Annotated in this window: 24 protein-coding genes and 1 pseudogene; 11 read left to right on the top strand and 14 right to left on the bottom strand. The window is 63.9% G+C overall.

Going from position 1 to position 23,169, the window contains the following annotated elements:
* Window positions 1-22: 22 nt before the first annotated feature.
* The 3 genes and pseudogenes from urtE to ACVWZ5_RS16060 all read left to right on the top strand — a co-directional run.
* Window positions 23-721: an urea ABC transporter ATP-binding subunit UrtE gene (gene urtE, locus ACVWZ5_RS16070; RefSeq protein ID WP_062572701.1), complete on the top strand. Its 699-nt coding sequence runs from the start codon at window positions 23-25 to the stop codon at window positions 719-721.
* Window positions 722-752: 31 nt separating this feature from the next.
* Window positions 753-1,277: a GNAT family N-acetyltransferase gene (locus ACVWZ5_RS16065; RefSeq protein WP_062572700.1), complete on the top strand. Its 525-nt coding sequence runs from the start codon at window positions 753-755 to the stop codon at window positions 1,275-1,277.
* Window positions 1,277-1,504: pseudogene (locus ACVWZ5_RS16060) on the top strand (GNAT family N-acetyltransferase); the annotation flags it as partial. The gene ACVWZ5_RS16065 and the pseudogene ACVWZ5_RS16060, both read left to right, overlap by 1 nt.
* Before the next feature lie 13 nt (window positions 1,505-1,517).
* Here ACVWZ5_RS16060 and ACVWZ5_RS16055 read toward each other — a convergent pair.
* The 3 genes from ACVWZ5_RS16055 to cbpA all read right to left on the bottom strand — a co-directional run bounded on the left by ACVWZ5_RS16055 (window position 1,518) and on the right by cbpA (window position 3,220).
* Entirely contained in the window at window positions 1,518-1,847 is a 330-nt protein-coding gene (locus tag ACVWZ5_RS16055) for a thioredoxin family protein (RefSeq protein ID WP_062572699.1), read from the bottom strand.
* A 105-nt stretch (window positions 1,848-1,952) separates the two neighbouring features.
* Window positions 1,953-2,258, bottom strand: coding sequence for a chaperone modulator CbpM (locus ACVWZ5_RS16050; protein ID WP_062572698.1), 306 nt, complete (start codon window positions 2,256-2,258; stop codon window positions 1,953-1,955).
* A 2-nt stretch (window positions 2,259-2,260) separates the two neighbouring features.
* On the bottom strand, window positions 2,261-3,220 hold the full coding sequence (gene cbpA, locus ACVWZ5_RS16045) for a curved DNA-binding protein (RefSeq protein WP_028688226.1): 960 nt from the start codon (window positions 3,218-3,220) through the stop codon (window positions 2,261-2,263).
* A 163-nt stretch (window positions 3,221-3,383) separates the two neighbouring features.
* Between cbpA and ACVWZ5_RS16040 the strand changes: the two genes are divergently transcribed.
* Window positions 3,384-4,655, top strand: coding sequence for an Hsp70 family protein (locus ACVWZ5_RS16040; RefSeq protein WP_062572697.1), 1,272 nt, complete (start codon window positions 3,384-3,386; stop codon window positions 4,653-4,655).
* A 36-nt stretch (window positions 4,656-4,691) separates the two neighbouring features.
* Here ACVWZ5_RS16040 and ACVWZ5_RS16035 read toward each other — a convergent pair whose 3' ends face one another.
* The 3 genes from ACVWZ5_RS16035 to ACVWZ5_RS16025 form a co-directional block, all read right to left on the bottom strand.
* Window positions 4,692-5,699, bottom strand: coding sequence for a hypothetical protein (locus tag ACVWZ5_RS16035; protein WP_343581879.1), 1,008 nt, complete (start codon window positions 5,697-5,699; stop codon window positions 4,692-4,694).
* 70 nt (window positions 5,700-5,769) lie between these two features.
* Window positions 5,770-6,063, bottom strand: coding sequence for a PsiF family protein (locus tag ACVWZ5_RS16030; RefSeq protein ID WP_084942440.1), 294 nt, complete (start codon window positions 6,061-6,063; stop codon window positions 5,770-5,772).
* Between the two features lie 64 nt (window positions 6,064-6,127).
* Window positions 6,128-6,916 carry an AraC family transcriptional regulator gene (locus tag ACVWZ5_RS16025; protein WP_301141705.1) on the bottom strand — a complete coding sequence of 263 codons (789 nt, stop codon included), beginning with the start codon at window positions 6,914-6,916 and terminating at the stop codon, window positions 6,128-6,130.
* Between the two features lie 188 nt (window positions 6,917-7,104).
* Between ACVWZ5_RS16025 and ACVWZ5_RS16020 the strand changes: the two genes are divergently transcribed.
* Window positions 7,105-7,977, top strand: coding sequence for a DMT family transporter (locus ACVWZ5_RS16020; RefSeq protein WP_028688231.1), 873 nt, complete (start codon window positions 7,105-7,107; stop codon window positions 7,975-7,977).
* 87 nt (window positions 7,978-8,064) lie between these two features.
* On the opposite strand, the gene ACVWZ5_RS16015 is transcribed toward ACVWZ5_RS16020, so the two are convergent.
* Window positions 8,065-8,955 (bottom strand): lipase family alpha/beta hydrolase, encoded by an 891-nt coding sequence (locus tag ACVWZ5_RS16015; protein WP_062572694.1) that lies wholly within the window; start codon window positions 8,953-8,955, stop codon window positions 8,065-8,067.
* Window positions 8,956-9,079: 124 nt separating this feature from the next.
* Between ACVWZ5_RS16015 and osmE the strand changes: the two genes are divergently transcribed.
* Together osmE and ACVWZ5_RS16005 are read left to right on the top strand one after the other, a co-directional pair.
* Window positions 9,080-9,421 (top strand): osmotically-inducible lipoprotein OsmE, encoded by a 342-nt coding sequence (gene osmE / locus ACVWZ5_RS16010; RefSeq protein ID WP_028688233.1) that lies wholly within the window; start codon window positions 9,080-9,082, stop codon window positions 9,419-9,421.
* Between the two features lie 36 nt (window positions 9,422-9,457).
* Window positions 9,458-9,985, top strand: coding sequence for a ferritin-like domain-containing protein (locus ACVWZ5_RS16005; RefSeq protein ID WP_036985638.1), 528 nt, complete (start codon window positions 9,458-9,460; stop codon window positions 9,983-9,985).
* Window positions 9,986-10,103: 118 nt separating this feature from the next.
* Here ACVWZ5_RS16005 and ACVWZ5_RS16000 read toward each other — a convergent pair whose 3' ends face one another.
* On the bottom strand, window positions 10,104-12,170 hold the full coding sequence (locus ACVWZ5_RS16000; protein ID WP_186600196.1) for an AsmA family protein: 2,067 nt from the start codon (window positions 12,168-12,170) through the stop codon (window positions 10,104-10,106).
* A gap of 317 nt (window positions 12,171-12,487) precedes the next feature.
* Between ACVWZ5_RS16000 and ACVWZ5_RS15995 the strand changes: the two genes are divergently transcribed.
* The 3 genes from ACVWZ5_RS15995 to ACVWZ5_RS15985 all read left to right on the top strand — a co-directional run bounded on the left by ACVWZ5_RS15995 (window position 12,488) and on the right by ACVWZ5_RS15985 (window position 14,853).
* On the top strand, window positions 12,488-12,943 hold the full coding sequence (locus ACVWZ5_RS15995) for a hypothetical protein (protein WP_062572692.1): 456 nt from the start codon (window positions 12,488-12,490) through the stop codon (window positions 12,941-12,943).
* A 122-nt stretch (window positions 12,944-13,065) separates the two neighbouring features.
* Window positions 13,066-13,698, top strand: a complete 633-nt coding sequence (locus tag ACVWZ5_RS15990; protein ID WP_062572691.1) for a TetR family transcriptional regulator — start codon at window positions 13,066-13,068, stop codon at window positions 13,696-13,698.
* Between the two features lie 66 nt (window positions 13,699-13,764).
* Window positions 13,765-14,853, top strand: a complete 1,089-nt coding sequence (locus ACVWZ5_RS15985; protein ID WP_457340727.1) for an AGE family epimerase/isomerase — start codon at window positions 13,765-13,767, stop codon at window positions 14,851-14,853.
* A 68-nt stretch (window positions 14,854-14,921) separates the two neighbouring features.
* On the opposite strand, the gene ACVWZ5_RS15980 is transcribed toward ACVWZ5_RS15985, so the two are convergent.
* From ACVWZ5_RS15980 to ACVWZ5_RS15955, 6 genes are all read right to left on the bottom strand, one after another.
* The gene (locus ACVWZ5_RS15980; RefSeq protein ID WP_023629361.1) at window positions 14,922-15,689 is read right to left on the bottom strand and encodes an SDR family oxidoreductase; all 768 of its coding nucleotides are present in this window, start codon (window positions 15,687-15,689) and stop codon (window positions 14,922-14,924) included.
* Between the two features lie 735 nt (window positions 15,690-16,424).
* Window positions 16,425-17,141 (bottom strand): ABC transporter ATP-binding protein, encoded by a 717-nt coding sequence (locus ACVWZ5_RS15975; protein ID WP_028688239.1) that lies wholly within the window; start codon window positions 17,139-17,141, stop codon window positions 16,425-16,427.
* Window positions 17,138-18,013, bottom strand: a complete 876-nt coding sequence (locus tag ACVWZ5_RS15970; protein ID WP_050707124.1) for an ATP-binding cassette domain-containing protein — start codon at window positions 18,011-18,013, stop codon at window positions 17,138-17,140. The genes ACVWZ5_RS15975 and ACVWZ5_RS15970 overlap by 4 nt, the downstream gene beginning before the upstream one ends.
* Window positions 18,010-19,311, bottom strand: a complete 1,302-nt coding sequence (gene livM / locus ACVWZ5_RS15965; protein ID WP_062572689.1) for a high-affinity branched-chain amino acid ABC transporter permease LivM — start codon at window positions 19,309-19,311, stop codon at window positions 18,010-18,012. Before livM ends, ACVWZ5_RS15970 begins: the two co-directional genes overlap by 4 nt.
* Window positions 19,312-19,313: 2 nt before the next feature.
* On the bottom strand, window positions 19,314-20,228 hold the full coding sequence (locus tag ACVWZ5_RS15960; protein ID WP_028688242.1) for an ABC transporter permease subunit: 915 nt from the start codon (window positions 20,226-20,228) through the stop codon (window positions 19,314-19,316).
* A gap of 156 nt (window positions 20,229-20,384) precedes the next feature.
* Window positions 20,385-21,521, bottom strand: coding sequence for a branched-chain amino acid ABC transporter substrate-binding protein (locus ACVWZ5_RS15955; RefSeq protein WP_062572688.1), 1,137 nt, complete (start codon window positions 21,519-21,521; stop codon window positions 20,385-20,387).
* A 440-nt stretch (window positions 21,522-21,961) separates the two neighbouring features.
* Here ACVWZ5_RS15955 and pncB point away from each other — a divergent pair, with 440 nt between their 5' ends.
* The gene (gene pncB, locus ACVWZ5_RS15950) at window positions 21,962-23,167 is read left to right on the top strand and encodes a nicotinate phosphoribosyltransferase (RefSeq protein WP_062572687.1); all 1,206 of its coding nucleotides are present in this window, start codon (window positions 21,962-21,964) and stop codon (window positions 23,165-23,167) included.
* The last annotated feature ends 2 nt before the right edge of the window (window positions 23,168-23,169 follow it).

Here is a 23,169-nt window from a genome sequence, read left to right as displayed (position 1 = left end):
TTGAACGACTCAAGGGCAGAACATGCTGAAAATCGACACCCTGCACCAATACTACGGCGGCAGCCACATCCTGCGCGGCCTGTCCTTCGAGGCCAAGGTCGGCGAGGTCACCTGCCTGCTGGGCCGCAACGGCGTGGGCAAGACCACCCTGCTGCGCTGCCTGATGGGCCTACTGCCGGCCCGCGAGGGCCGCGTGGAATGGGAAGGCAAACCCATTACCACGCTCAAGCCCCAGCAACGGGTCCAGGCCGGCATCGCCTACGTGCCGCAGGGCCGCGAAATCTTCCCGCGCCTGACCGTCGAGGAAAACCTGCTGATGGGCCTGTCGCGGTTCCCCGCCCGCGAGGCCCGGGAAGTGCCAGCCTTCATCTACGAACTGTTCCCGGTGCTGGAGCAGATGAAGCAACGCCGTGGCGGCGACCTCTCCGGTGGCCAGCAGCAACAGCTGGCCATCGGTCGCGCCCTGGCCAGCCGCCCGCGCCTGCTGATCCTCGACGAGCCCACCGAAGGCATCCAGCCGTCGGTGATCAAGGAAATCGGCGCGGTGATCCGCAAGCTCGCCGACCGGGGCGACATGGCCATCCTGCTGGTGGAGCAGTTCTACGACTTCGCCGAGGAGCTGGCCGACCAGTACCTGGTCATGGCCCGCGGCGAGATCGTCCAGCGCGGCCGGGGGGAAAACATGCAGGCCGAAGGTGTGCGCGGCCTGGTTACCATTTAATCTGCAGCCACTTCCCTTGCGAGACGCTGTCATGAGTTACCAGATCCGCGACGCCCTGATCGACGACGTGCCGGGCATCCTCGACATCTACAACGACGCCGTGGCCAACACCACGGCGATCTGGAACGAAACCCCGGTGGACCTGGCCAACCGCCGGGCCTGGTTCGAGGCCCGTGCGCTGCAGGGTTATCCGATCCTCGTCGCGGTGGATGACAGCGGCGTACTGGGTTACGCCTCGTTCGGCGACTGGCGCCCCTTCGAGGGCTTCCGCCATACGGTCGAACACTCGGTGTACATCCGTGGCGACCAGCGCGGCAAAGGTCTGGGCCCAGTGCTGATGGCAGCACTGGTCGAACGGGCAAGGGGCTGTGGCAAGCATGTGATGGTCGCCGCCATCGAAAGCGGCAATGCCGCGTCGGTGCGCCTGCATGAGCGGCTGGGATTCAGGGTGACCGGACAGATGCCGCAGGTAGGCGTGAAATTCGGCCGGTGGCTGGACCTGACATTCATGCAGCTTTATCTGGATGACGACACCCTCCCCCCTTCACAGAACTGAAGCCCAACGGGCTGAACCGAGCCGAGGCGCAGAAGCTGCTGGTACACAGCGATGCGCGACAGCGTCAGTTGATAAGGGCGTTGGAAACCGAGGCGGGGTCTGGGGCGGAGGCGTTCTAACGGACGCTGGGGTACAGCAAGGCGGGGGAGATTCCGGATTATGCCTGCGGCCCGGAAGGTACCTGCCGAGCCACAGAGCTGTACTACAAAGTCCTGACTAGCGCTTGAGTGCTATGCCTCATCACAAATGGCGCGCCAGCAAGGTCTTGGGACGTTCGTCATTGTAGTAGCCGATGAGCTCTTCAACTTTGCTGCCCTTGGAAAAATACAGCAGCGTTGGAGCGGATTGAACACCATACCTCCCGGCCACATCCGGGCTATCGCTCAAGGGCATGCGGAAAAAGTCAGCCTTCGATTCCGAGGATGCCCAGTCATCCAGCACCTTGCTCATACGCTTGCTGGAGTTCTCGGCGCCATCGGCCTTGTACTTGAAGAACTCGACGACCACAGGCTTTCCAGCCTTCAGTACCTTGTCTTCAAATTGCGCCTCGGTGAGTTGCTGCACAGCCATGTCGACACTCCTGCATTGGGAGATCCGCACCATGCGGATGGAGTCTCAACGCTAGAGTGACCATCAGACCGCGTCTACTGGCAAAAATATCAGGTCAGGTGAGCATTACCCCTGCACAAACCGCCCCAGCCGCTGGCGCAACATGCTGTTCTCGCTACGCAACTGCTGCACCTCCTCCAGCAACTCCAACGCCAGCGCCACCCCTTCCCACTCCAGCTCCAGCTCCTGATGCAGCTTCACCGCGCGCTTCAGCGTCACCGGCGCGCGGTCATCGAACACCCACTCCTCGGGCGTTCGCCCCGACGGTTCGACAATGCCGTGCTCGACGATCTCGATCACCCAGTCGGCCGACACATCGGCTTCCTGGCACAGGGTACGCATGTCCAGTTGAACGATCAGGGTGCTGCTCATGATCACTTACTCCATTGAGTCCTCGGATTGAACGCGGCTTTCTCGGAGAGCTGGGTCCACAGTTCGCGCGCGGCGGCATCGGACTGGGCGGGCATGACCACCTTGAGCTGGGCGTACAGGTCGCCGCGCTCGCCCTGCTTGTTCAAAAGGCCCATGCCCTTGACCCGCAGGCGCTGGCCGCTCTGGCTGTCCGGGCGGATGGTCAGGTTGATCTTGCCGGTCAGGGTCGGCACGGCCACCTTGGCGCCGAGCGCCGCTTCCCACGGTGCCAGCGGCACGGTGATGATCAGGTCATGGCCTTCGACATCGAACAGCGGGTGCGGAGCCATGCGGATAGTCAGGAACAGGTCGCCGTTGGCCCCACCGCCCACGCCCGGCGCGCCCTGGCCCTTGAGACGGATGCGCTCGCCGTCGGTCACCCCGGCGGGGATCTTCACGTTCAGCGTTTTCGTGGTGAACCCGGTACGCTGCCCGGCACCGTTGGTCTGCGGCACCTGGAAGCTGATCTGCTTGGATTCCTTGTTCAGGGTCTCTTCGAGGAAGACCGCCAGTTCCAGTTCCACGTCCTGCCCTCGCCTGCCGGCACTGCGTTGCTGCCGGCCACCGCCGCCACCAAAGGGGTTGCCGCCCCGGGCGCCGAAGATCGAGCTGAAGAAATCGGAAAAATCGCCACCCTCGAAGCCACCGCCGCCACCGCCGCGGGACTCCCAGCCAGGCGGCGCCTGGAACGGCCGGCCATGCTGGCCGCCGTACTTGCGGATTTCGTCGTACTCGGCGCGCTTGTCCTTGTCGCCTAGCACTTCGTAGGCCTCGTTGGCCTCCTTGAACTTGTCCTCGGCGTCACGCTCCTTGCTGACGTCGGGGTGATACTTGCGCGCGAGCTTGCGGTACGCGGCCTTGATCGCCTTCTCGTCCGCGCTCGCCTCGACGCCCAGTATCTTGTAATAGTCTTTGAAGTCCATCTATGGATCACCGATGTGAATGTACGTATTGCTACTGAAGATTGGGGTCAAGCATAGCCTTTCAAGGTTCATCCGGGGTTGCGCTATCGCAGACGACCGGTCTTGATTTAGCCGCAGACTGGCATAAACTGCGCGGCCGTTTTGCCTCCGGAAGCTCTCCTTCATGTCTGACGTATCCCCGGCCCGTGCCCTCGGCATCGACTTCGGCACCTCCAACTCCACGGTCGGCTGGCACCGCCCGGGCGTCGAATCGCTGATCGCCCTGGAAGACGGCAAGATCACCCTGCCGTCGGTGGTCTTCTTCAACATCGAGGAGCGTCGCCCGGTGTACGGCCGCCTGGCCCTGCACGAGTACCTGGAGGGCTACGAAGGCCGCCTGATGCGCTCGCTCAAGAGCCTGCTGGGCTCCAAGCTGATCAAGCACGACACCAGCGTGCTGGGCAGCGCCCTGCCGTTCAAGGACCTGCTGGGCATGTTCATCGGCGAACTGAAAAAGCGTGCCGAAGCCGATGCCGGCCGCGAATTCGACCAGGTGGTGATGGGCCGCCCGGTGTTCTTCGTCGACGAAGACCCGGCCGCCGACCAGGAGGCCGAGGACACCCTGGCGGAGGTTGCGCGCAAGATCGGCTTCAAGGACGTGTCGTTCCAGTACGAACCGATCGCCGCGGCGTTCGACTACGAGTCGGGCATCTGCCGTGAAGAGCTGGTACTGATTGTCGATATCGGCGGTGGTACCTCGGACTTTACCCTGATCCGCCTGTCGCCGGAGCGTCACCTGGTGGCCGAGCGCCAGAGCGACATCCTCGCCACCGGCGGCGTGCACATCGGCGGTACCGACTTCGACAAGCAGCTGAGCCTGCAGGGCGTGATGCCGCTGTTCGGCTACGGCAGCCGGATGAAGAGCGGCGCGCTGATGCCCACCAGCTACCACCTCAACCTGGCCACCTGGCATACCATCAACGCCCTGTACTCGCAGAAGTCGCAACTGGCCCTGGGCAGCATGCGCTATGACATCGAGGACACACTAGGCATCGACCGCCTGTTCAACCTGATCGAGCAGCGCGCCGGGCACTGGCTGGCGATGGAAGTGGAAGCCAGCAAGATCGAACTGACCGAGCGCAACAGCCGTCGCATCGACTTCGGCCGGATCGAGCCTGAACTGTCGGCCGAACTGACCCGGGCGCTGTTCGAAGACGCCATCGGCGGGTTGCTGGAGCGGGTGCGCGGCAGCGTGACCGAGCTGCTGGCCAAGGCCGGCGTGAGCGAGGGGCAGGTGGACACGGTGTTCTTCACCGGTGGTTCCAGCGGGATTCCGGCGCTGCGCAACAGCGTGGCGGCGATGCTGCCCAATGCGCGGCATGTGGAAGGCAATATCTTCGGCAGCATTGGCAGTGGGCTGGCGATCGAGGCACGCAAGCGTTACGGCGCCGCCTGAGCCATCCCGGGGCCGCGTGGCGGCCCCGGCAATCCTTCAGACCAACTCCGCCCGCTTCAACTCACTCTTCAGGTAAGCGTAATAGATCGGCCCCGCCACCACCCCCGGCAAGCCGAATGCCGCCTCGAACACCAGCATCGCCAGCAACAGCTCCCAGGCCTTGGCACTGATCTGCCCGCCAACGATCCGCGCGTTGAGGAAGTACTCGACCTTGTGGATAACAATCAGATACCCCAGCGCCGCCATCGCCACCCAGATCGACAGCGACAAGCCGACGATGGTGATCAGGGTGTTGGACATCAGGTTGCCGATCACCGGCAGCAGCCCGAGCAGGAAGGTCAGCACGATCAGCGTCTTGGTCAACGGCAGGTGCACGCCGAACAGTGGTAGCACCACGGCCAGGAAGATGCCGGTAAAGAAGGTGTTGAGCAGCGAGATCTTGATCTGCGCGAAGACGATGTTGCGAAACGCCTGCACCAGCAGGCTCAGGCGCTCGAACAGCGCCGCCGCCAGGGGCTTGCGCCGGGAGATGTCGGGGATGCGCTGCAGGGCGACGATGGCGCCGAGGATCATGCCGATCAGCAGGGTCACGAACATGTGCGCCATGCCCTTGCCCACCAGTTGCAGGTCGGTCAGGTGGCTCTTGATCCAGTCGCCGATGGCCACCTTGAACTCGGCGGCGCTGGCCGGCAGGTAGGCTTCGATGAACGGCGGCAGCTGGCCCCGCGCGCGCTCGACCAGGCCCATGAACTTGTCCAGCGAGGCGCCGGGGTTCTCGGCCTCGTGCAGCAGGAAACTGAAGGCGCCGGCGATCAGCAACGTCAGCGTGCTCACCACCAGGGTGCCGAGCAGCGCCACCGCCAACCAGCGTGCGCGCTGCCCGGCGATCAGCGGTTGCAGGCGCGGGGTGAGCATGTTGACCAGTTCGTAGACCAGCAGGCCGGCCAGCAGGCTCGGCAGCAGCTTCAGCGGCAGCGCCAGCAACAGGCCCGCCATGACGATGATCCAGCTGGCCAGGGTGACCTGGCGGGGAGTGAAAGTCATACAGCCTCAACGGCAGACAGCGGAAAGTCCCGCAGTCTGCCAGCCTTCACGGCACAGGCATAGGCGCAGGTCATTTCTTCTTCAGGCAGTCACTCATGAAGGTCTTGCGCTCATCGCCCTTGAGCGCCTTGGTATTGGCGTCGGCGTTGCAGGTCTTCATCTTCTCCTGCTGGGTGGCGGCTTTGGCCGGCTCGGCCTTTTTCAGGCAGATACTCATGAACGCCTTGCGTTCATCGCCCTTGAGCGCCTTGGCGGTGGCGTCGGCGTTGCAGGTCTTCATCTTATCCTGTTGCGCGGTGGCGGCGAACCCTTGGCCCGCGATCAACAGGCCCAACACCAGCAGGGGTACGTGCAGCAGCTTCATGGAGTGGTCTCCTTGCCTGCGCGCCGGATGCGCGCTCGTCGCCGCTGAGTGTAGACAAGAATTCTTACATCTCTGTCCGTGCCCGCCGCCGGTACTGCTCCGGGGTGCAATTGGCCTGGCGCTGGAACATGGCGATGAAGGCCGAAGCGCTGCTATAGCCGAGGTCGAAGGCGATGGCCTGGATCGGCGTGCCCGCCTCGAGCGCCTCGATAGCCCGCAGAAAGCGCAGTCGCAAGCGCCATTCGCCGAAGCTCATCCCCAGCTCCCGCAGAAACTGCCGGGCCAGGGTACGCTCGCTGACATGCACCTGCCCGGCCCAATGGGCGAGCGGCCGGTTATCGCCAGGCCCCGCGTGCAACGCCTTGAGCACCTGGCGCAGGCTGTCGCTGCGGGCGAACGGCAAATAACAGGTCTGCGTCGGCGCCAGGCGCAGTTGGTCGATCAGTACCTGAACAAGGCGCTGGTCGCGCTCGTCCTGGGCGATATGCAGGTCGCGGCGGGCGAAGTCGCTAAGGATCGCCTTGAGGATGTCGCTGATCACCAGGCTGCAGGGCTGCGCCGGCAGATCAGCGCACAAGCTGCGCTCCAGATAGACCGAACGGTAGATGATGGCCTGGGGGTTGTAGCAGCCATGCTCAGTCTCCGGCGGCACCCAGACAGCGTAGTGCGGGGGCGAGATGAAGCGCTGGCCCTCGACATCCAGGTGCATCAGGCCATGGGAGGCATAGTTGAGCTGGCCCCAGGGGTGACGGTGCGGCGGGCTGTGGGTGTCGGCGCCGAATTCGTCGTAGCGGAAGTAGACCGGTGCGGGGAGCCGGTCGAACCGGGGGATGTCGAGGAACTTGCGGGTCATGCTGTCTGCTTCGCGGGACGGGTTGTCTGGATGGAAGTATAGGCATTTGGACAGACAAGCGATAATGGCCGCCACGTGGGAGCGGGCTTGCCCCGCGATTGCACCCGCCCGGCCAACATCATTTCCTGGCCTGGCGCAATCGCGGGGCAAGCCCGCTCCCACGGGTCAACCGCAACTCGAGAATCATCATGAACTACCTCTTCCCCCTCATCGCCATCCTCATCTGGGCCGGCAACACCGTGGTCACCAAGATGTCCGCCGGGGCCATCTTCCCCGCCGAGATCGGCTTCTACCGCTGGCTGCTGGCCGGCCTGCTGTTTACCCCTTTCCTGCTGCCACAGCTCTGGCGCAACCGCACGGCCATCCGCCCGCACCTGGGCAAGATCTTCGTGCTGGGCGTGCTGGGCATGGCCATCTACCAGAGCCTGGCCTACTTCGCCGCCGCCATCACCAGCGCCACCAACATGGGCATCATCCTCTCGTTGATGCCGCTGATGTCGCTGGCCCTGTCCATCGCCTGGCTCGGTCAGCGCCTGACCTATGGCGCGCTGCTGGGCGCGCTGGTGTCGTTCTTCGGCGTGCTGGAGGTGGTCTCGGCCGGGCAACCCGGCGTGCTGCTGCACCAGGGATTGAACGCCGGCGACCTGATGATGCTGGTGGCCACTTTCGCCTATGCGCTGTACAGCTTCCTGTTGAAAAAATGGCAGCTGCGCCTGCCGCCGCTGCAGTTGCTCTACCTGCAGGTGCTGGTGGCGATCCTGGTGTTGCTGCCGCTGTTCCTGCTGTCACCCAAGACCGGGTTGAACGGCCACAACATTGGCCTGGTGCTGTATGCCGGCCTGCTGGCCTCGATGGTCGCGCCGCGGGTGTGGATGCAGGCGGTGCATCGCCTGGGGCCTAGTCGGACCACGCTGTTCTTCAACCTGCTGCCGGTGGTCACGGCGGTGATCGCTGCGGTAGTGCTGGATGAGCAGTTGGCCAGTTATCACCTGGTTGGCGGTGTGCTGACGCTGGTTGGCGTGCTGCTGGCCGAGCGTTGGACCACTCCGGTACGGCGTTAGTACGCGAGGCCGCTCCCACAGACGAATGCAATCCCCTGTAGGAGCGGCCTTGTGTCGCGAAAGGGCTGCGAAGGAGCCCCAGGCTTCTCACAGCCCCGCAGCCTTGAGCCGTGCGGCATGCTCGGTGAACAACCGCACCGGCTCGGCACCCTTGCCCACCGCGCCCAGCGACTGGTTGACGATATCCAGGTGATCGAGCGGATAGTCATCGCCAATCACCTGCCCCAGGTGCGAACTGAAACGCCCGACCATGCCATCGCATTGCCCCTTCTCCAGCACGAAACTGCGGGCGAACAGCCGGCAAAATCGGTTGCTGCCGTCAAAACGGTTCAGGCCCTGGTCGGTACGCCCTGGCTGCAGGGTGCCGGACCAGGAGTAGTAGCGAACACCGTTCACCTCAGCCGGCCCGTCGCCCCCCCAGACCTCGGGCAGCCCTTGTGGATAAGCCTGGTTGAACAGCGCCACCCCGGCACTGGTCAGCGACTGGTGCGAGGCGTGCACGTCGATCGGCAGCGGATCGCGGCGCCAGCCGGTCTCCAGCCAACCCAACACCACAGCGAAACCATGCAGCACTGCCTTGAGGAGGCGCCCCCGCACAGAGTCACCAGGTGCCGTGCGCTCGAGATGGTCGGCCAGCTCCGAGCCATGGTTGGGGCCGGCCACCGACGTCACCGAAGCCACCCGATCAGGCCGCTTCGCCGCCGCATAGCGGGCACTGAGGGCGCCCTGGCTGTGACCGATCAGGTTGACCTTGTCGGCCCCCGTGCGCTGGCAGATGTCCTCGATGATGACCAGCAACTGCTCACCCCGCACTTCGCTGGAATGCAGCGGCGACACCTGCACCGGGAACACCTGCGCGCCGCCCCGGCGCAATGCCGGCACGATGCCGAACCAGTAGGGATACACCAGCGCCCGCACGAACCCGAGCATGCCCGGCACCAGCACCAGTGGATAACGCGTGGCCAGCTCCTGACTCATCCCCCTTGCCCTCATCCGTGAACAGACCGGTCCACCCTACAGCGCGACCGGCGACAAGTGCAATCGAACTCCCGGCGCGCCGCGCGGTTCCAAGCAGAACAGACCCTGAGCAAGGAGCGGGACCATGTACAAGCGAACCCTGGCCATCCTTCTGGCAAGCGCCACCCTCGCCGCCTGCGGCAGCCGTCCGGAAAACCCGGTGGACTACGTCACCTACCGCGACGAGCCGCTGGTCAAGCAGGTCGAGCACGGCATGACCATGCAAAAGGTCATTGCCATCGGCGGCAGCCCGTCCAACGTCATCGACCTGCCCCACGGCGGCACCTGCAACGACTACATCCTCAACCGTGATGGCCACCAGCAGCCCTACTACGTGCGTTTCGACGCCACCGGCCATGTCGACGCCAAGGGCTTCAAGACCTGCAAGCAACGCCAACAAGACAGCGACGCCGTACACGGCGCATGACACACTATGACTACCCTGATGCTTTCGGAGATGAACATGAGCGTTGAACTGACCGATGTGAAGACCCTGCGCGAACGTGCCCGCCAGCATGTCGAGCAAGGTGCGGTGACCGAGGGTTACCACGCCGATCGTGAAAAGATCCTGCGCCTGCTCAACGAGTCGCTGGCCACCGAGCTGGTCTGCGTCCTGCGCTACAAGCGTCACTACTTCATGGCCAGCGGCATCAAGGCCAGCGTTGCCGCCGCGGAGTTCCTCGAGCATGCCAACCAGGAAGCCGAGCACGCCGACAAGCTGGCCGAGCGCATCGTGCAGCTGGGCGGTGAGCCTGACTTCAATCCGGACAACCTGACCAAGAACTCCCACGCGCAGTACGTGGCAGGCAATTCGTTGAAGGAGATGGTGCTGGAGGACCTGGTGGCCGAGCGCATCGCCATCGACAGCTACCGTGAGATCATCCAGTACATCGGCGACAAGGACCCGACCACCCGGCGCATCTTCGAGGACATCCTGGCCCAGGAGGAAGAGCACGCGGACGATATGTCGGACCTGTTGCAGGGGCTGTGATGCCTGGGGGCGCTGCGCCCCTTTCGCAAAGCCGCTCCCACAGGTCAAACACATGACTCAAGGTCGACGCTTTGCCTGTGGGAGCGGCCTTGCGTCGCGAAAGGGCCGCAAAGCGGCCCTATTTCTTGCCCTTCACCGCCGTCGGCGCCTTGCCAGCGCGCATCTGCTGCAATAACGGCGTGCACTGGTTGGGTTCATCCCCGCTGCTCGGCGCGATCAGCGCCAGCAGCCCCGCCGCCGGCCCGGCCACCACGCCAAGCGCCACCATCCCCGCGCCACGCAGCGCCAGCGGCACCGCCTGCACGCCGGCACTCGGCTTGGCGAACGGCCCACGTACATACAACGGCGAACGCAGCGAGAACAGACGCAGGCCCTTGGACTCCGGGGTAATCTTCAGGTCCAACTGCTCGCTGGCGAAGTTGGCCGTGCCGTTGATGTAGATGATCGCGTTCTCGGTATCGAAAACGAACAAGCGGCTGGTGGCCAGGCCATCCTTGATCCCGACATCCGCTGCGGCACAATTGATCTTCACATCTTCGTCGCCAAACAACTTGCCGATCACGTAGTTGCCCACGTTCAGCCCAGCGATCTCCATCAGGCTGCGGCTGATTGCGCCATCGTTGATCAACAGGCGCAGATCCCCGTTGGAAGTGCCCAGCAGCGCGGCCACCGAGTTGCCCCGGCCACTGATGTCGGCATCGCCGTTGAGTTCGCCGAAGCTGGTCTGCATCGGCGCGAAGCTGGGAAACAGCTGCTTGAGCTTGAAGCCACGCGCGGTCAGCCGTGCACGGCCCTGCAACGGCGCGCTGCGCCCATCCAGGCGGATGTTGGAATCGAGGTTGCCGCCGGCCACGCCGAAGCGCAGCGGCTCCAGGCGCAGCAGGCCGTCCTCGAGGATCACATGGGCGGACAGGTCGTTGAACGGCAGCTTCTCGCTGTGCACGATGCGCTTGCCGGCGAAGGTCACGTCGGCGTCCATGGCCCGCCAGCGCTCGGTGCGGAACTCCTCGACCGGCAGCACCTTGCCCGCCGGCTGCTTGCTGGCGCCGCCGCGGGCCTTCTGCTCGCTGTTGGAATCGGCACCGATCAGTGGCGCCAGGTCCTTGAACAGCAGCTGGTTGGATACCAGGTTGCCGGAGAGCTTCGGCCGGGGCTGGCTGGCGACAAAGGCCAGGTCGCCGTGAATGTCGCTGTCGCCGATCTTGCCGTTGAAGCCCTCGTAACGGAACTGCGCGCCGCCGGCGGCGTGCAAGTTGGCGGTCAGATGACCATCGGTGGCGTACGGCGGCGTATCGGGTAAGGTCACGCCGGTCAGCGGGTAGAGGTTGCCCAGGCTGCTGCCGGAAAGCTTCAGGCGCAGGTCGAGGGCGCCGAGGTTGCGTGGATCGGTCAGGGTCCCGGCCAGCGCGACCTGGGTATCGCCGATACGCACATCGGCCTGCAGCGGAAACGGCTGGCTGGCGTCCTGCAGCGCCAGCAGGCCGCCGATCTTGCCGGTGCCGGCCACCGCCAGGCCCTTGTAGCGGCCCTGGGCCTTGAAGCCGAAGGCATAGTCCTGGGCATTGCCGGCCTTCTCGGCGCGGGCCTTGCCGACGATGTCGCTGAACGGGATTGGTTTGCCCAGCGGATCGACCTGCACCTTCATGCTGGTCTTCAGCGTCTGGTCGTCGAAGCTGACGTTGCCCTGGTCGAAGCCGATGGCGCCGATGTCCAGCTCCCACTTTGACGGTGCCTCGTTCTCATCCTTGGGCCCGAAATCGAACACCCAGTTGGCCCGGCCATCGGCCAGCCGGGTAAGGCTGGCGCTGGGCTTGACCAGGTCGATGCGCGGAATGCTGATGCGCTGGACGATCAGCGGCAAGGGCGCCAGGCGAAAGTCCACACGCTCGAGGGCGACCATGCGCGGCTCCTTGAGCCAGTCGGGGTTGCCCAGGGTGAGGTCCTCGGCGCTGAAGTGCGGCCAGGGCACGAAGGCCCGCCAGCCGCCTTCCTCGGGTTCGGTGCGCCAGTGCACGGCGAGGTTGCCGTTGATCGCGAAGGGCCGGTGCAGCGCTTCGGAGACTTTCTCGTTGAGCAGCGGCTTGACGCGGTTCCAGTCGAAAGTGGCGATCACCACTACCAGGATCGCCAGCAGGGTGGCGAGGGTGGCGAAGGTCCAGATGAGGATTCTGGCAGGGCGCGTCATTGCATGGTTCTCCTGACTGCATGGCACTCATTATGTCGGACTGATGAAAAACCGCCGGGTTTAATCCGTGCGCCATGATAACCAGGATTTTCCTGACGCCTTTCTCAGCTTTTCGTCCACGGACAGCGGCAGTGTTACCGGGGCTCAAGCGTGCCTCAGCGCTTGAAAAACACCTGAAAACATTGATCCAGAGCCCCCCACGCACAGTATCAATCCCGTCGATTGTTACCATTATCCTTATGAACTTTTCTCTGGAGTTACCAGGCGTAGCATTGGCTTCGTACCCACTTTCCAGCCCCCCCGAGGAGCACCGAACCATGAAACGCCATCTGCTGCTGAGCCTGACCCTGTCCGTACTTGCCGCCAACGCCTTCGCCCTGCCAGCCGAAGACCAGCACCTGAGCGCCGAATCGCGCTCCAGCGCCGCCACCATCAGCCAACCGCTGAACACCCTGGCAGAAGGTGGCGCCGAGCGCCTGCAGGAGCGCGCAGGCCGTGTGGCCGAAGGCGGCTCCGAGCGTCTGCTCGAACGTAACAACCGCGTTGCCGAAGGTGGCTCCGATCGCTTGATCCAACGCAATGACCGGGTTGCCGAAGGTGGCTCGGATCGTCTGATCCAACGCAATGACCGGGTTGCCGAGGGTGGCTCGGATCGTCTGATCCAACGCAATGACCGTGTCGCCGAGGGTGGCGCTGATCGCCTCAACGAACGCAACAACCGTGTCGCCGAAGGTGGCTCGGATCGTCTGGTCGAACTCAGCCGTGTGAGCTGATCGCCATGGCCGAGAACAACAACCCGCCCCACTGCGCCTGCTACCCTCCAAGCCCGGTCCATTGACCGGGCTTTGTTTTTTTATCCAGAATGCCCAGCCGTACCGTCATAGAATCCTGCCCCATGCTGCCGCGCGCCGAACAGAAGCTACAGACCCGCCAGGCCCTGCTGGATGCCGCCTGCCTGCTCATGGAGAGCGGCCGTGGCTTCGGCAGCATCAGCCTGCGCGAGGTGGCCAAGGCCGCGGGCATCGTGCCCACCGGCTTCTACCGTCACTTCCCCGACATGGATGCCTTGGGTCTGGCCCTGGTTGCCGAGGTGGACACCACTTTCCGCCAGACCATCCGCCTGGTACGCCACAACGAATTCGAGCTGGGCGGCATCACCGACGCCTCGGTGCGCATCTTCCTCGACGTGGTCGTCGCCCACCGGGCGCAGTTCCTGTTCCTCGCCCGCGAGCAATACGGCGGCTCGCAGCCAGTGCGCCAGGCTATCGCCCGCCTGCGCCAGGACATCAGCAACGACCTGGCCACGGACCTGGCGCGCATGCCGCGTTGGCAGCATCTGGACGGCGCCGCCTTGGCGGTGATGGCCGACCTGGTGGTCAAGACCGTGTTCGCCACCCTGCCGGAACTGATCGACAGCCCTGAGTCGAGTCATCCACAGGCGCTGACGCCGCAGGAGAAGATCACCCAGCAACTGCGCTTCATCTTCGTGGGCGCGCGGCACTGGCAGGGGCTGGGCAATCCCGGCTGACGGGCCCACGAAGCACTTGTTACATCTGCTACCATGGCGCCCTGCCTGACCGTCACGAGCGCGACCATGTCCGACCCCCGCCCCGCATTGACCCGTTTCCAACAGCACTTCGCCGAGCGCATCGTGCCGCTGTGGCAGGGCCCTGGCTGGAACGCCGACATGGCCCTGCCGTACGAAGCCCTGGACACCCAGCACCGGCCACTGCCGGTGCAACGCTACCGGGCCATGGCCTGCGCCCGCCAGCTGTACCTGTTCAGCAGCCGCATCGGGCAACCGGGCGCCGCCGAACGCGCCGCCGCGCTGTTCCGTTCGCTGCAGAAGCACTTCCACGACGCCGAGCACGGCGGCTGGTTCTACAGCATCGACGCCCAGGGCAAGCCGCTGGACCGACGCAAGGACCTCTACACCCACGCCTTCATCGTGTTCGCCTGTGCCCATTACTGGGGCAAGGTCGGTGAAGGCCTGGTGGAAGCCACGCTCAACGGTGCCCTCGAAGTCGTTGCCGAGCAGTTCGCCCGTGACGATGGCCTGTACGAGGCCAGCCTCGCTGAGGACTGGTCGGACCTGGGCAGCGGCCCGTTGCAGAACCCGCAGATGCACCTGGCCGAGGCCTTCCTGCAGGTGCTGGCCGTGCGCGAGGACGGAGAGGTTCTCCAGTCGCTGCTGCAGTTATGCGACGCGCTGCAGGCGCAGTTCATCGAACAGCGCCACGGCCTGATGCTGGAGAAACCACGCGGGGCTGTGGATAACTGGTTCGAGCCGGGGCACCAGTTCGAATGGTTCTACTTGCTGGACACCTCGCCGCTGCTGCACGGGACAGCGCTGCACGCTTCCATCACCCGCGCCTTCGACTACGCCGAGCAGTGCGGTGTGAAAGATACGGCGGTGCTGGCGATGCTCGATGTGGACGGCAAGGTCATCGATGCGACCCAACGGATCTGGGCCCAGGCCGAGTACCTGCGGGCACTGGCCTTGCGGCCAGGAAGCGAGGCGAGGTTGCAGGCGCAGCTACAGGCGCTGGAGTCGCGATTCCTGCATGACGGTGGCTGGCATGAGTGCCGTGATGGTAATGGCGCGGTCAGCCGCCACGACATGCCATCGACTACGCCGTATCACCTGGCAACCTGCCTGGAAGGCTTGCAGCGCCTGATCTGACGCAATCGCGGGGCAAGCCCGCTCCCACGCCATCGTGGGAGCGGGCTTGCCCCGCGATCATTGGCGTATCAGCCCTTGGCCGACCGGTCAATCGAGAACCCTGCCCAGTCCTGGCTCACTGGCATCAGCTCAAGGCTGTTGATGTTGATATGCGCCGGCTGGTTCAGAATCCAGAAGATGGTTTCGGCGATGTCCTGCGGCTGGATCGGCTCGGCGCCGGCATAGGTGGCGTCATACTTGGCCTGGTCACCGCCGAAGCGCACCAGCGAGAACTCGCTCTCGCACAACCCCGGCTCGATATTGCTCACCCGCACGCCCGTCCCTCGCAGGTCGCAGCGCAGGCTCAGGGAAAACTGGCCGACAAAGGCCTTGGTGCCGCCATAGACGTTGGCGCCCGGGTACGGGTAGTTGCCCGCCACCGAACCGACATTGAGGATCGACGCGCCGCGCCCGTGGGCAATCAGTCGAGGCAACAGCAGGCGAGTGGTGTACATCAGCCCCTTGATGTTGGTGTCGACCATGGTTTCCCAGTCGTCCAGGCTGCAGTTCTGCGCGGCGTCCACGCCCAGCGCCAGGCCGGCGTTGTTGACCAGGCCCTGCAGCTTGTCGAAGCTCGGCGGCAGGCTGGCGATGGCGGCTTCCATCGCCTGGCGGTCACGCACGTCGACCACCAGACCGTGCACCTCGGTCTTGGCCGACAGTTCCTGGCACAACGCATCCAGGCGCTCCTTGCGCCGACCGGTGAGTACCAGCTTCCAGCCGGCGTCGGCGAAACGGCGGGCGGTGGCCTCGCCAAAACCGGACGTCGCGCCAGTGATGAATACGGTGGATGTCATGCTCTTCTCCTCAAGCGTTGGATTGTCGTCGACAGGCCTCGCAGCATGCCCGGCGCAGGGCTCGACCACAACCGTCGTGACCGCAGGTCAAAAAATGTACTAACCTCGCTGAGGCCCGTGGTAGAAGGGCTGCACCGGGCTATGCGCACCTTATCCACAAGGCTTTCCCCATGGATTGGGGGCAACTCGTCGGGTCAAGGGAACCTCTGCGCGCTGTGGACATCCCTGGATGATGGCGCGAGGCTTTCAACCATGCCGCCTCTGGCGGTCTGTCCAAGGTTTTCCCACAGAGTTATCCACAGAAAATAACGTGCTGTGGGCAAATCTGTCTGCTGGGCAAAACACCTCTAGAATCATGCACAAGCAGCACTTGATCAAAAAATGACCACAATCTTGTACGTCTTGATTTTTCTGGGCTGGAGCGAGGTGCCACCATGTTTTCCACAGGCGGTTCCACACAATCCGTGGAAAGTTTTCCACCTGTGGAAACAAGGGTTTGCAGTGGGGTTGTGGAGTGTTTCAAGAAAGATATGCGACAAGTTGTCCACATCTGCCGACTGGCATAAAACCTATCGTGGGGCAATACCCCTGTAGGAGCGGCCTTGCCGGGGCGCCGGACCGGTCGGAAAGGGCTGCGAAGCAGCCCCAGGATCTCAACACCATGCAAAATCGCCGGGGCCGCTTCGCGGCCCTTTCGCGACACGAGGCCGCTCCTACAAAGAGCGTGCTAAATCCTCAGTGCCCGCCCAGATAGGCGTTACGCACCTCCTCGTTGACCAACAGTTCCTGCCCCGTCCCGGTCATGCGAATCTGCCCGTTGACCATCACATAGGCCCGGTCCGACAGCTTCAGCGCATGGTTGGCGTTCTGCTCGACGAGGAAGATGGTCATGCCGGTCTGCGCCAGCTCGCGCAGGGTGGAGAAGATCTGCTTGACCACGATCGGCGCCAGCCCCAGCGAGGGCTCGTCGAGCAGCAGCAGCTTGGGCCGGCTCATCAGCGCCCGGGCGATGGCGAGCATCTGCTGCTCGCCGCCGGACATGGTCATGGCACGCTGGTTGCGCCGCTCCTTGAGCCGTGGGAACAGCTCGAACATGCGCTGCATGTCCTCACCGGCATGTTTGTCGCCAATCGGAATGGTGCCCATCATCAGGTTCTCCTCGACGGTCATGTCGGGGAACACCCGGCGCCCCTCCGGAGACTGGGCAATGCCGTTGGAGGCAATGTAGTGCGACGACTTGCGGGTGATGTCGGTGCCGCGATAGACGATCTGCCCGGAGGCCGCCCGCGGCTGGCCGAAGATCGACATCAGCAGTGTCGACTTGCCCGCGCCATTGGCGCCGATCAGGCTCACCGTCTCGCCCTCGTTGATATGCATCGAGACTTTCTTCAGGGCCTGGATCGGCCCGTAGAACACATCCAGGTCCTTCAACTCGAGAATGGGCGCACTCATATCAGCTCCTCTTCGTCTGCACCCAGGTAGGCGGCGATCACCGTCGGGTTGTGGCGGATGTCCTGCGGCGTGCCTTCGGCGATCACATTGCCGTGATCAAGTACGACGATATGGTCGGAGATGCTCATGACCATGCCCATGTCGTGCTCGATCAGCACCACGGTGATGTCGTGCTCATCGCGCAACACGCGGATCATGCGGCTGAGGGCCTCGGTCTCCTGCGGGTTGAGGCCGGCGGCCGGCTCGTCCAGGCAGATGATCTTCGGCCGCGTGCACATGGCCCGGGCGATTTCCAGGCGGCGCTGCTGGCCGTACGACAGTTCGCCAGCCAGGCGGTTGGCGCAATCGACCAGGTCGACCACCTCCAGCCAATAGAACGCATGGTCCAACGCGTCGCTCTCGGCCTTGCGATAACCCGGGGTGTTGAGCACGCCGGCCAGCAGGTTGCGGTTGACCCACATATGCTGGGCCACCAGCAGGTTTTCCACCACCGACATTTCCTTGAACAGGCGAATGTTCTGGAAGGTCCGTGCAAGACCTGCGCGGTTGACCAGGTGGGTACCGCCGAACATCTTGTAGTACAGGCGGTTGGCGAAGCGCGCCGGCGAGACGAAGTCCGCCGCCTGGAAGCGCTCGCCGAGCAGCTGGATGACGTTGGTGTGGCTGCCGCGCACGTTCAGCTCGATACGCCCGCCGCTGGCCTTGTAGAAGCCGGTGAGGCAGTTGAACACGGTGGTCTTGCCGGCGCCGTTGGGGCCGATCAGGGCGAAGATCTGGTTGCGCTTGACCTTCAGGCTGACATCGCTGAGCGCCTTGATCCCGCCGAACTGCATCATCAGGTTGTCGACCGACAGAATGATTTCGTCGCTCATGGCGCCACTCCTTTACGCGGGACCACGCCGGTACGGCTGATGCGGATCAGCCCCCGCGGTCGCCAGATCATCATCAGCACCATCAGCACGCCGAACAGCAGCACCCGGTACTCGGAGAAGCTGCGCAGCAACTCCGGGGCCACGGTCAGCACGAACGCGGCGATCACCACGCCCACGGTAGAGCCCATACCGCCGAGCACGACGATGGCGAGGATCAGTGCCGACTCGAAGAAGGTGAACGACGATGGGTTGACGAAGCCCTGGTAGGTGGCGAAGAACACCCCGGCCAAACCAGCGGTGGATGCGCCCAGGGTGAACGCCGAGAGCTTGACCAGCACGTGATTCAGGCCCATGGAACGGCAGGCGATCTCGTCCTCGCGCAGGGCTTCCCAGGCGCGGCCCACCGGCATGCGAGTCAGCCGGTGCTTGATGTACAGCACCGCCAGCACCACCAGGAACAGCACGGCGTAGATGAACACGAACTTCAGGTTGGGGTTGTAATCGAAGCCAAAGAACTCATGGATCGGCACTCCGCCATCCTTGGCCCGGCGGCCGAACTCCAGCCCCAGGAAGGTCGGCGACGGCGCCGGCATGCCATTCGGGCCGCCGGTGAACGACAGCCAGTTGTTCAGCACCAGGCGAATGATCTCGCCGAAGCCCAGGGTGACAATGGCCAGGTAATCGCCGTGCATGCGCAACACCGGGAACCCGAGGATGCACCCCGCCAGCGCCGCGGCGATCGCCGCCAGCGGCAGCACGCTCCAGAAGCCCAGGCCCAGGTACTGGTAGCCGAGGGCCAGGCCATAGGCGCCGATGGCGTAGAACGCCACGTAGCCCAGGTCGAGCAGGCCCGCCAGGCCCACCACGATGTTAAGGCCCAGGCCCAGCAGCACGTATATCAGGCCGAGGATGACCACGGTCAGCAAGTACTTGTTGGCGAACACCGGGAACACGATGGCGATGACGATCAGCGCCGGGATGATGTAGCGCAGCCGCGACTTGTAGTCCGGCGCCAGTACATGCACGCCCGAACCACCGCTATCGAAGCCCTGGAGCATGCGCTGGCCGGTCGGTGTCTGCAGGAATACGCTGAGGATGAAACGCCCGGCCATCACACCGCCGACCAGCCAGGCCACGCGGGCCGGTTCGGCGTTGAAGCTGTAGCCGTCAAGTACCACGCCGACGACCGGACCGAAGACGATGAGGGCCAGCAGGCCGGCGACGATCGTCTCCAGCAGGCTGCGTTTGAGGTCGAAACCTTTGGTTTGGGCAACAGAGGCAGAATTGGCAGCGGACATGTTCACACCTTAGCCACGAGCGGGCGACCCAGCAGGCCTTGGGGACGGAAGATGAGGATCATCACCAGCAGCGAGAAGCTGAACACGTCCTTGTAGTCGGAGTTGATCAGGCCGGAGAACAACGATTCGGAGATCCCCAGGATAATGCCGCCGAGCATCGCCCCCGGCAGCGAGCCGATACCGCCGAGCACCGCGGCGGTGAAGGCCTTGATGCCGATGATGAAGCCGGCGTAGAAGTCGAAGGTGCCGTAGTTCATGGTGATCAGCACGCCGGCCAGCGCAGCCATCACCGCGCCAATGACGAAGACGTAGGAGATCACCCGGTCGGTATTGATGCCCAGGATCGAGGCCATCTTGCGATCCTGCTGCGTCGCTCGGCACATGCGCCCGAGCTTGGTGTACTTGATGACGTAGGTGAGCAGCGCCATGCCAACGAAGGCGGCCACCAGGATGAAGATCTTGGTGTAGGTCAGTTGCACGAAGCCGGTGCCCACTTCGATGCGCATGGCGCCTTCGAGCAGGGTCGGCACGCCTTGCTGGCGGGCGCCCTGGCTGATCTGCGCGTAGTTCTGCAGGATCAGCGAGATGCCGATGGCGCTGATCAGCGGAGCCAGGCGGGTGGAGTTGCGCAGAGGCTTGTAGGCGATGCGTTCGATGGTGAAGCCATAGACGCCGGTGACGACGATGGTGAACAACAGGGTGCCCAGCATCAGCAGCGGAAACGACTCGATACCAAAGTAGGCCAGCAATGCCAGGCTGATCGCCGCGAGGTACGCGGAGATCATGTACACCTCGCCGTGCGCGAAGTTGATCATGCCGATGATGCCATAGACCATTGTGTAGCCGATGGCGATCAGGCCGTAGACCGACCCGAGGGTCAGGCCGTTGACCAGTTGCTGCAGGAAAATACCATCCATAACGCAATCTCACCTGATTGAGATCGCACGAGCGCCGACCACGCAGGGTCCGGATGCAACGGCCCTCGCAGCGCAGAACTGTGCAGATCTACTGACAATGACAGGTACCGCGGGGCCACGGCCCGGAGCATGGCGCGCCCGGGCCGGATGCCGTTGTTATTGTTGTTTTTCCAGCTGGTGGTACTTGCCGTTGGCATCCCACTGGTAGACCACGTAGTCGGAGACGGTCAGGTCGCCCTTCTGGTCCCACTTCTTCTCACCCATGACGGTCTTGACCGGGTTGGCCTTCAGCCACTTGGCGGCATCCTCGCCCTTGTTCGACTTGGCGCCGTTGAAGGCGGCGGCCAGGGCCTGGACCGAAGCGTAGGCGTACAGGGTGTAGCCTTCAGGCTCGGTGCCGTTCTTGCGGAACTCCTCCACCACCGCCTTGCTGTCGGGCAGCAGGCGCGGGTCGGCGCCGAAGGTCATGTACACGCCGTTGGTATACTGGGCGCCGCCGGCGGTGGCCACCAGTTCGTCGGTGACGATGCCGTCGTCGGACATGAACGCCACATCCTTCAGGCCCTGCTCGCGCAGCTGGCGCACCAGCGGACCGGCCTCGGGGTGCAGGCCGCCGAAGTAGACGACATCGGCACCTGCGGCGCGGATCTTGGTGACCACGGCGCTGAAGTCCTTCTCGCCACGGGTCAAACCTTCGTAAAGCACCGGCGTGACACCGCGCTTGATCAACTGCGCCTTGGTCGCGTCGGCCAGGCCCTGGCCGTAGGTATCCTTGTCGTGCAGCACGACGACTTTCTTGCCCTTGAGCACATCGACGATGTAGTTGCCGGCGACGATGCCCTGTTGGTCGTCACGGCCGCACATGCGGAACATCGCGGACAGGCCGCGCTCGGTCACCTGCGGGTTGGTCGAGCCGGGCGTGATGGCGATCACGCCGGCCTCGTCGTAGACCTCGGAAGCGGGGATGGTGTTGGAGGAGCAGAAGTGGCCGACCACGCCCGCCACCTTGTCCTGATCGACCAGACGGTTCGCCACGGCCACGGCCTGCTTCGGCTCGCAGGCGTCATCGCCCTTGACCAGGACGATCTTCTCGCCGTTCACGCCACCGGCCTTGTTGATCACATCGGCCGCTGCCTGCGCACCTTTCATGTACTGCTCGCCAAACGCTGCGTTGGCCCCGGTCATGGGACCCGCGACGCCGATCTTGATGTCGGCCTGAACATACGAAGAAACACCCAGTGCCGTGGCTACGGCCAGTGCCAGGAAACCTTTCTTGTAAAACGTCTGCGACATGAGGTGGTGCTCCTAGAGTATTTTTTTGGTTGGCACTACAACTTCTCAGCCCTGTGCTCCGAGCAAGGGCCGTGCCAGTGGTTTTGTCTTCCGGGAAAACACACGACAGGGGGTGAACAGAGGCGACCGGCGGCCTTTTCTTTATTGAGCGTGCAACCGTCTACTGCGGAGCAAGCGCTACCGACACACCTAGACAAGGAGCAACCATCGAGCGCCATCATTGCAACCCTTGCGAGTGTTAACGTGCAACCGACCTGTAACAGCGGACGTCACCGAACTGCACACCGCTGGTGCGTGACTGCTACAGGCAGCACCGTTTGAAGGCTAGCTGGCGCACGGAAAATTACCTGCGAAGGCCAGGATCGCGAGCGGCGTGGGAGCGGGCTTGCCCCGCGATCTGGCACAATGGTCGCCATTGCCCGCCTTGGAGCTTCCCCCTGATGAGCGAGAGCGCATTCGCCGAGCGCATCGTGCACAACCTGCTCGACACCGACTTCTACAAACTGACGATGATGCAGGCCGTCCTGCACAACTACCCGGACGCCGACGTCGAATGGGAGTTCCGCTGCCGCAATGGCGAGGACTTGCGGCCCTACCTGGGCGAGATCCGCAACCAGCTCGAACGGCTCAGCGAGTTGACCCTGGATGACGATCAACTGGCCTTCCTCGAGCGCATCAGCTTCCTCAAGCCGGACTTCCTGCGCTTCCTGCGCCTGTTCCGCTTCAACCTGCGTTATGTGCGCATCGGTATCGAAAACGATCAGCTGTTCCTGCGCCTGCGCGGCCCCTGGCTGCATGTGATCCTGTTCGAGGTGCCGTTGCTGGCGATCATCAGCGAGGTGCGCAACCGCCGCCTGCATCCACGCATGCGCCTGGCCGATGCCCGCGACCAGCTGCACCGCAAGTTCGACTGGCTGCGCGCCCACGCCAGCGACGACGAACTGGCCCACCTGCAGGTGGCCGACTTCGGCACCCGCCGGCGTTTTTCCAGCCGCGTACAGGAAGAAGTAGTGCGGGTGCTGCGCGATGAGTTCCCGGGTCGTTTCGTCGGCACCAGCAACGTCGACCTGGCGTGGAAACTGGATATCAAGCCCCTGGGCACCATGGCACACGAGTGGATCATGGCCCACCAGCAGCTCGGCCCGCGGTTGATCGACAGCCAGATCGCCGCGCTGGACTGCTGGGTCCGCGAATACCGTGGATTGCTCGGCATCGCCCTGACCGACTGCATCACCATGGACGCCTTCCTCCAGGACTTCGACCTGTACTTCGCCAAGCTGTTCGACGGCCTGCGCCACGACTCCGGCGAGCCGGTGGCCTGGGCCGAGAAGGCCATCGCCCACTACCAGAAGCTGGGGATCGACCCGATGACCAAGACCCTGGTGTTCTCCGACGGCCTGAACCTGACTCGCTCGCTGGAGATCTTCCGGGCCCTGCGCGGGCGCATCAATGTCAGCTTCGGTATCGGCACCAACCTGACCTGTGACATCCCCGGTGTGGCGCCGATGAACATCGTGCTTAAAATGACCGACTGCAACGGCTCGCCAGTGGCGAAGATTTCCGACGAAGCCGCCAAGACCCAGTGCCGCGACGCGAATTTCGTCGCCTACCTGCGTCACGTATTCAAAGTCCCCAGCAAGGAGTAACC

The organism is Pseudomonas sp. TE6283 (assembly GCF_054060555.1).
This window is presented reverse-complemented; position numbering and strand designations above follow the sequence as displayed.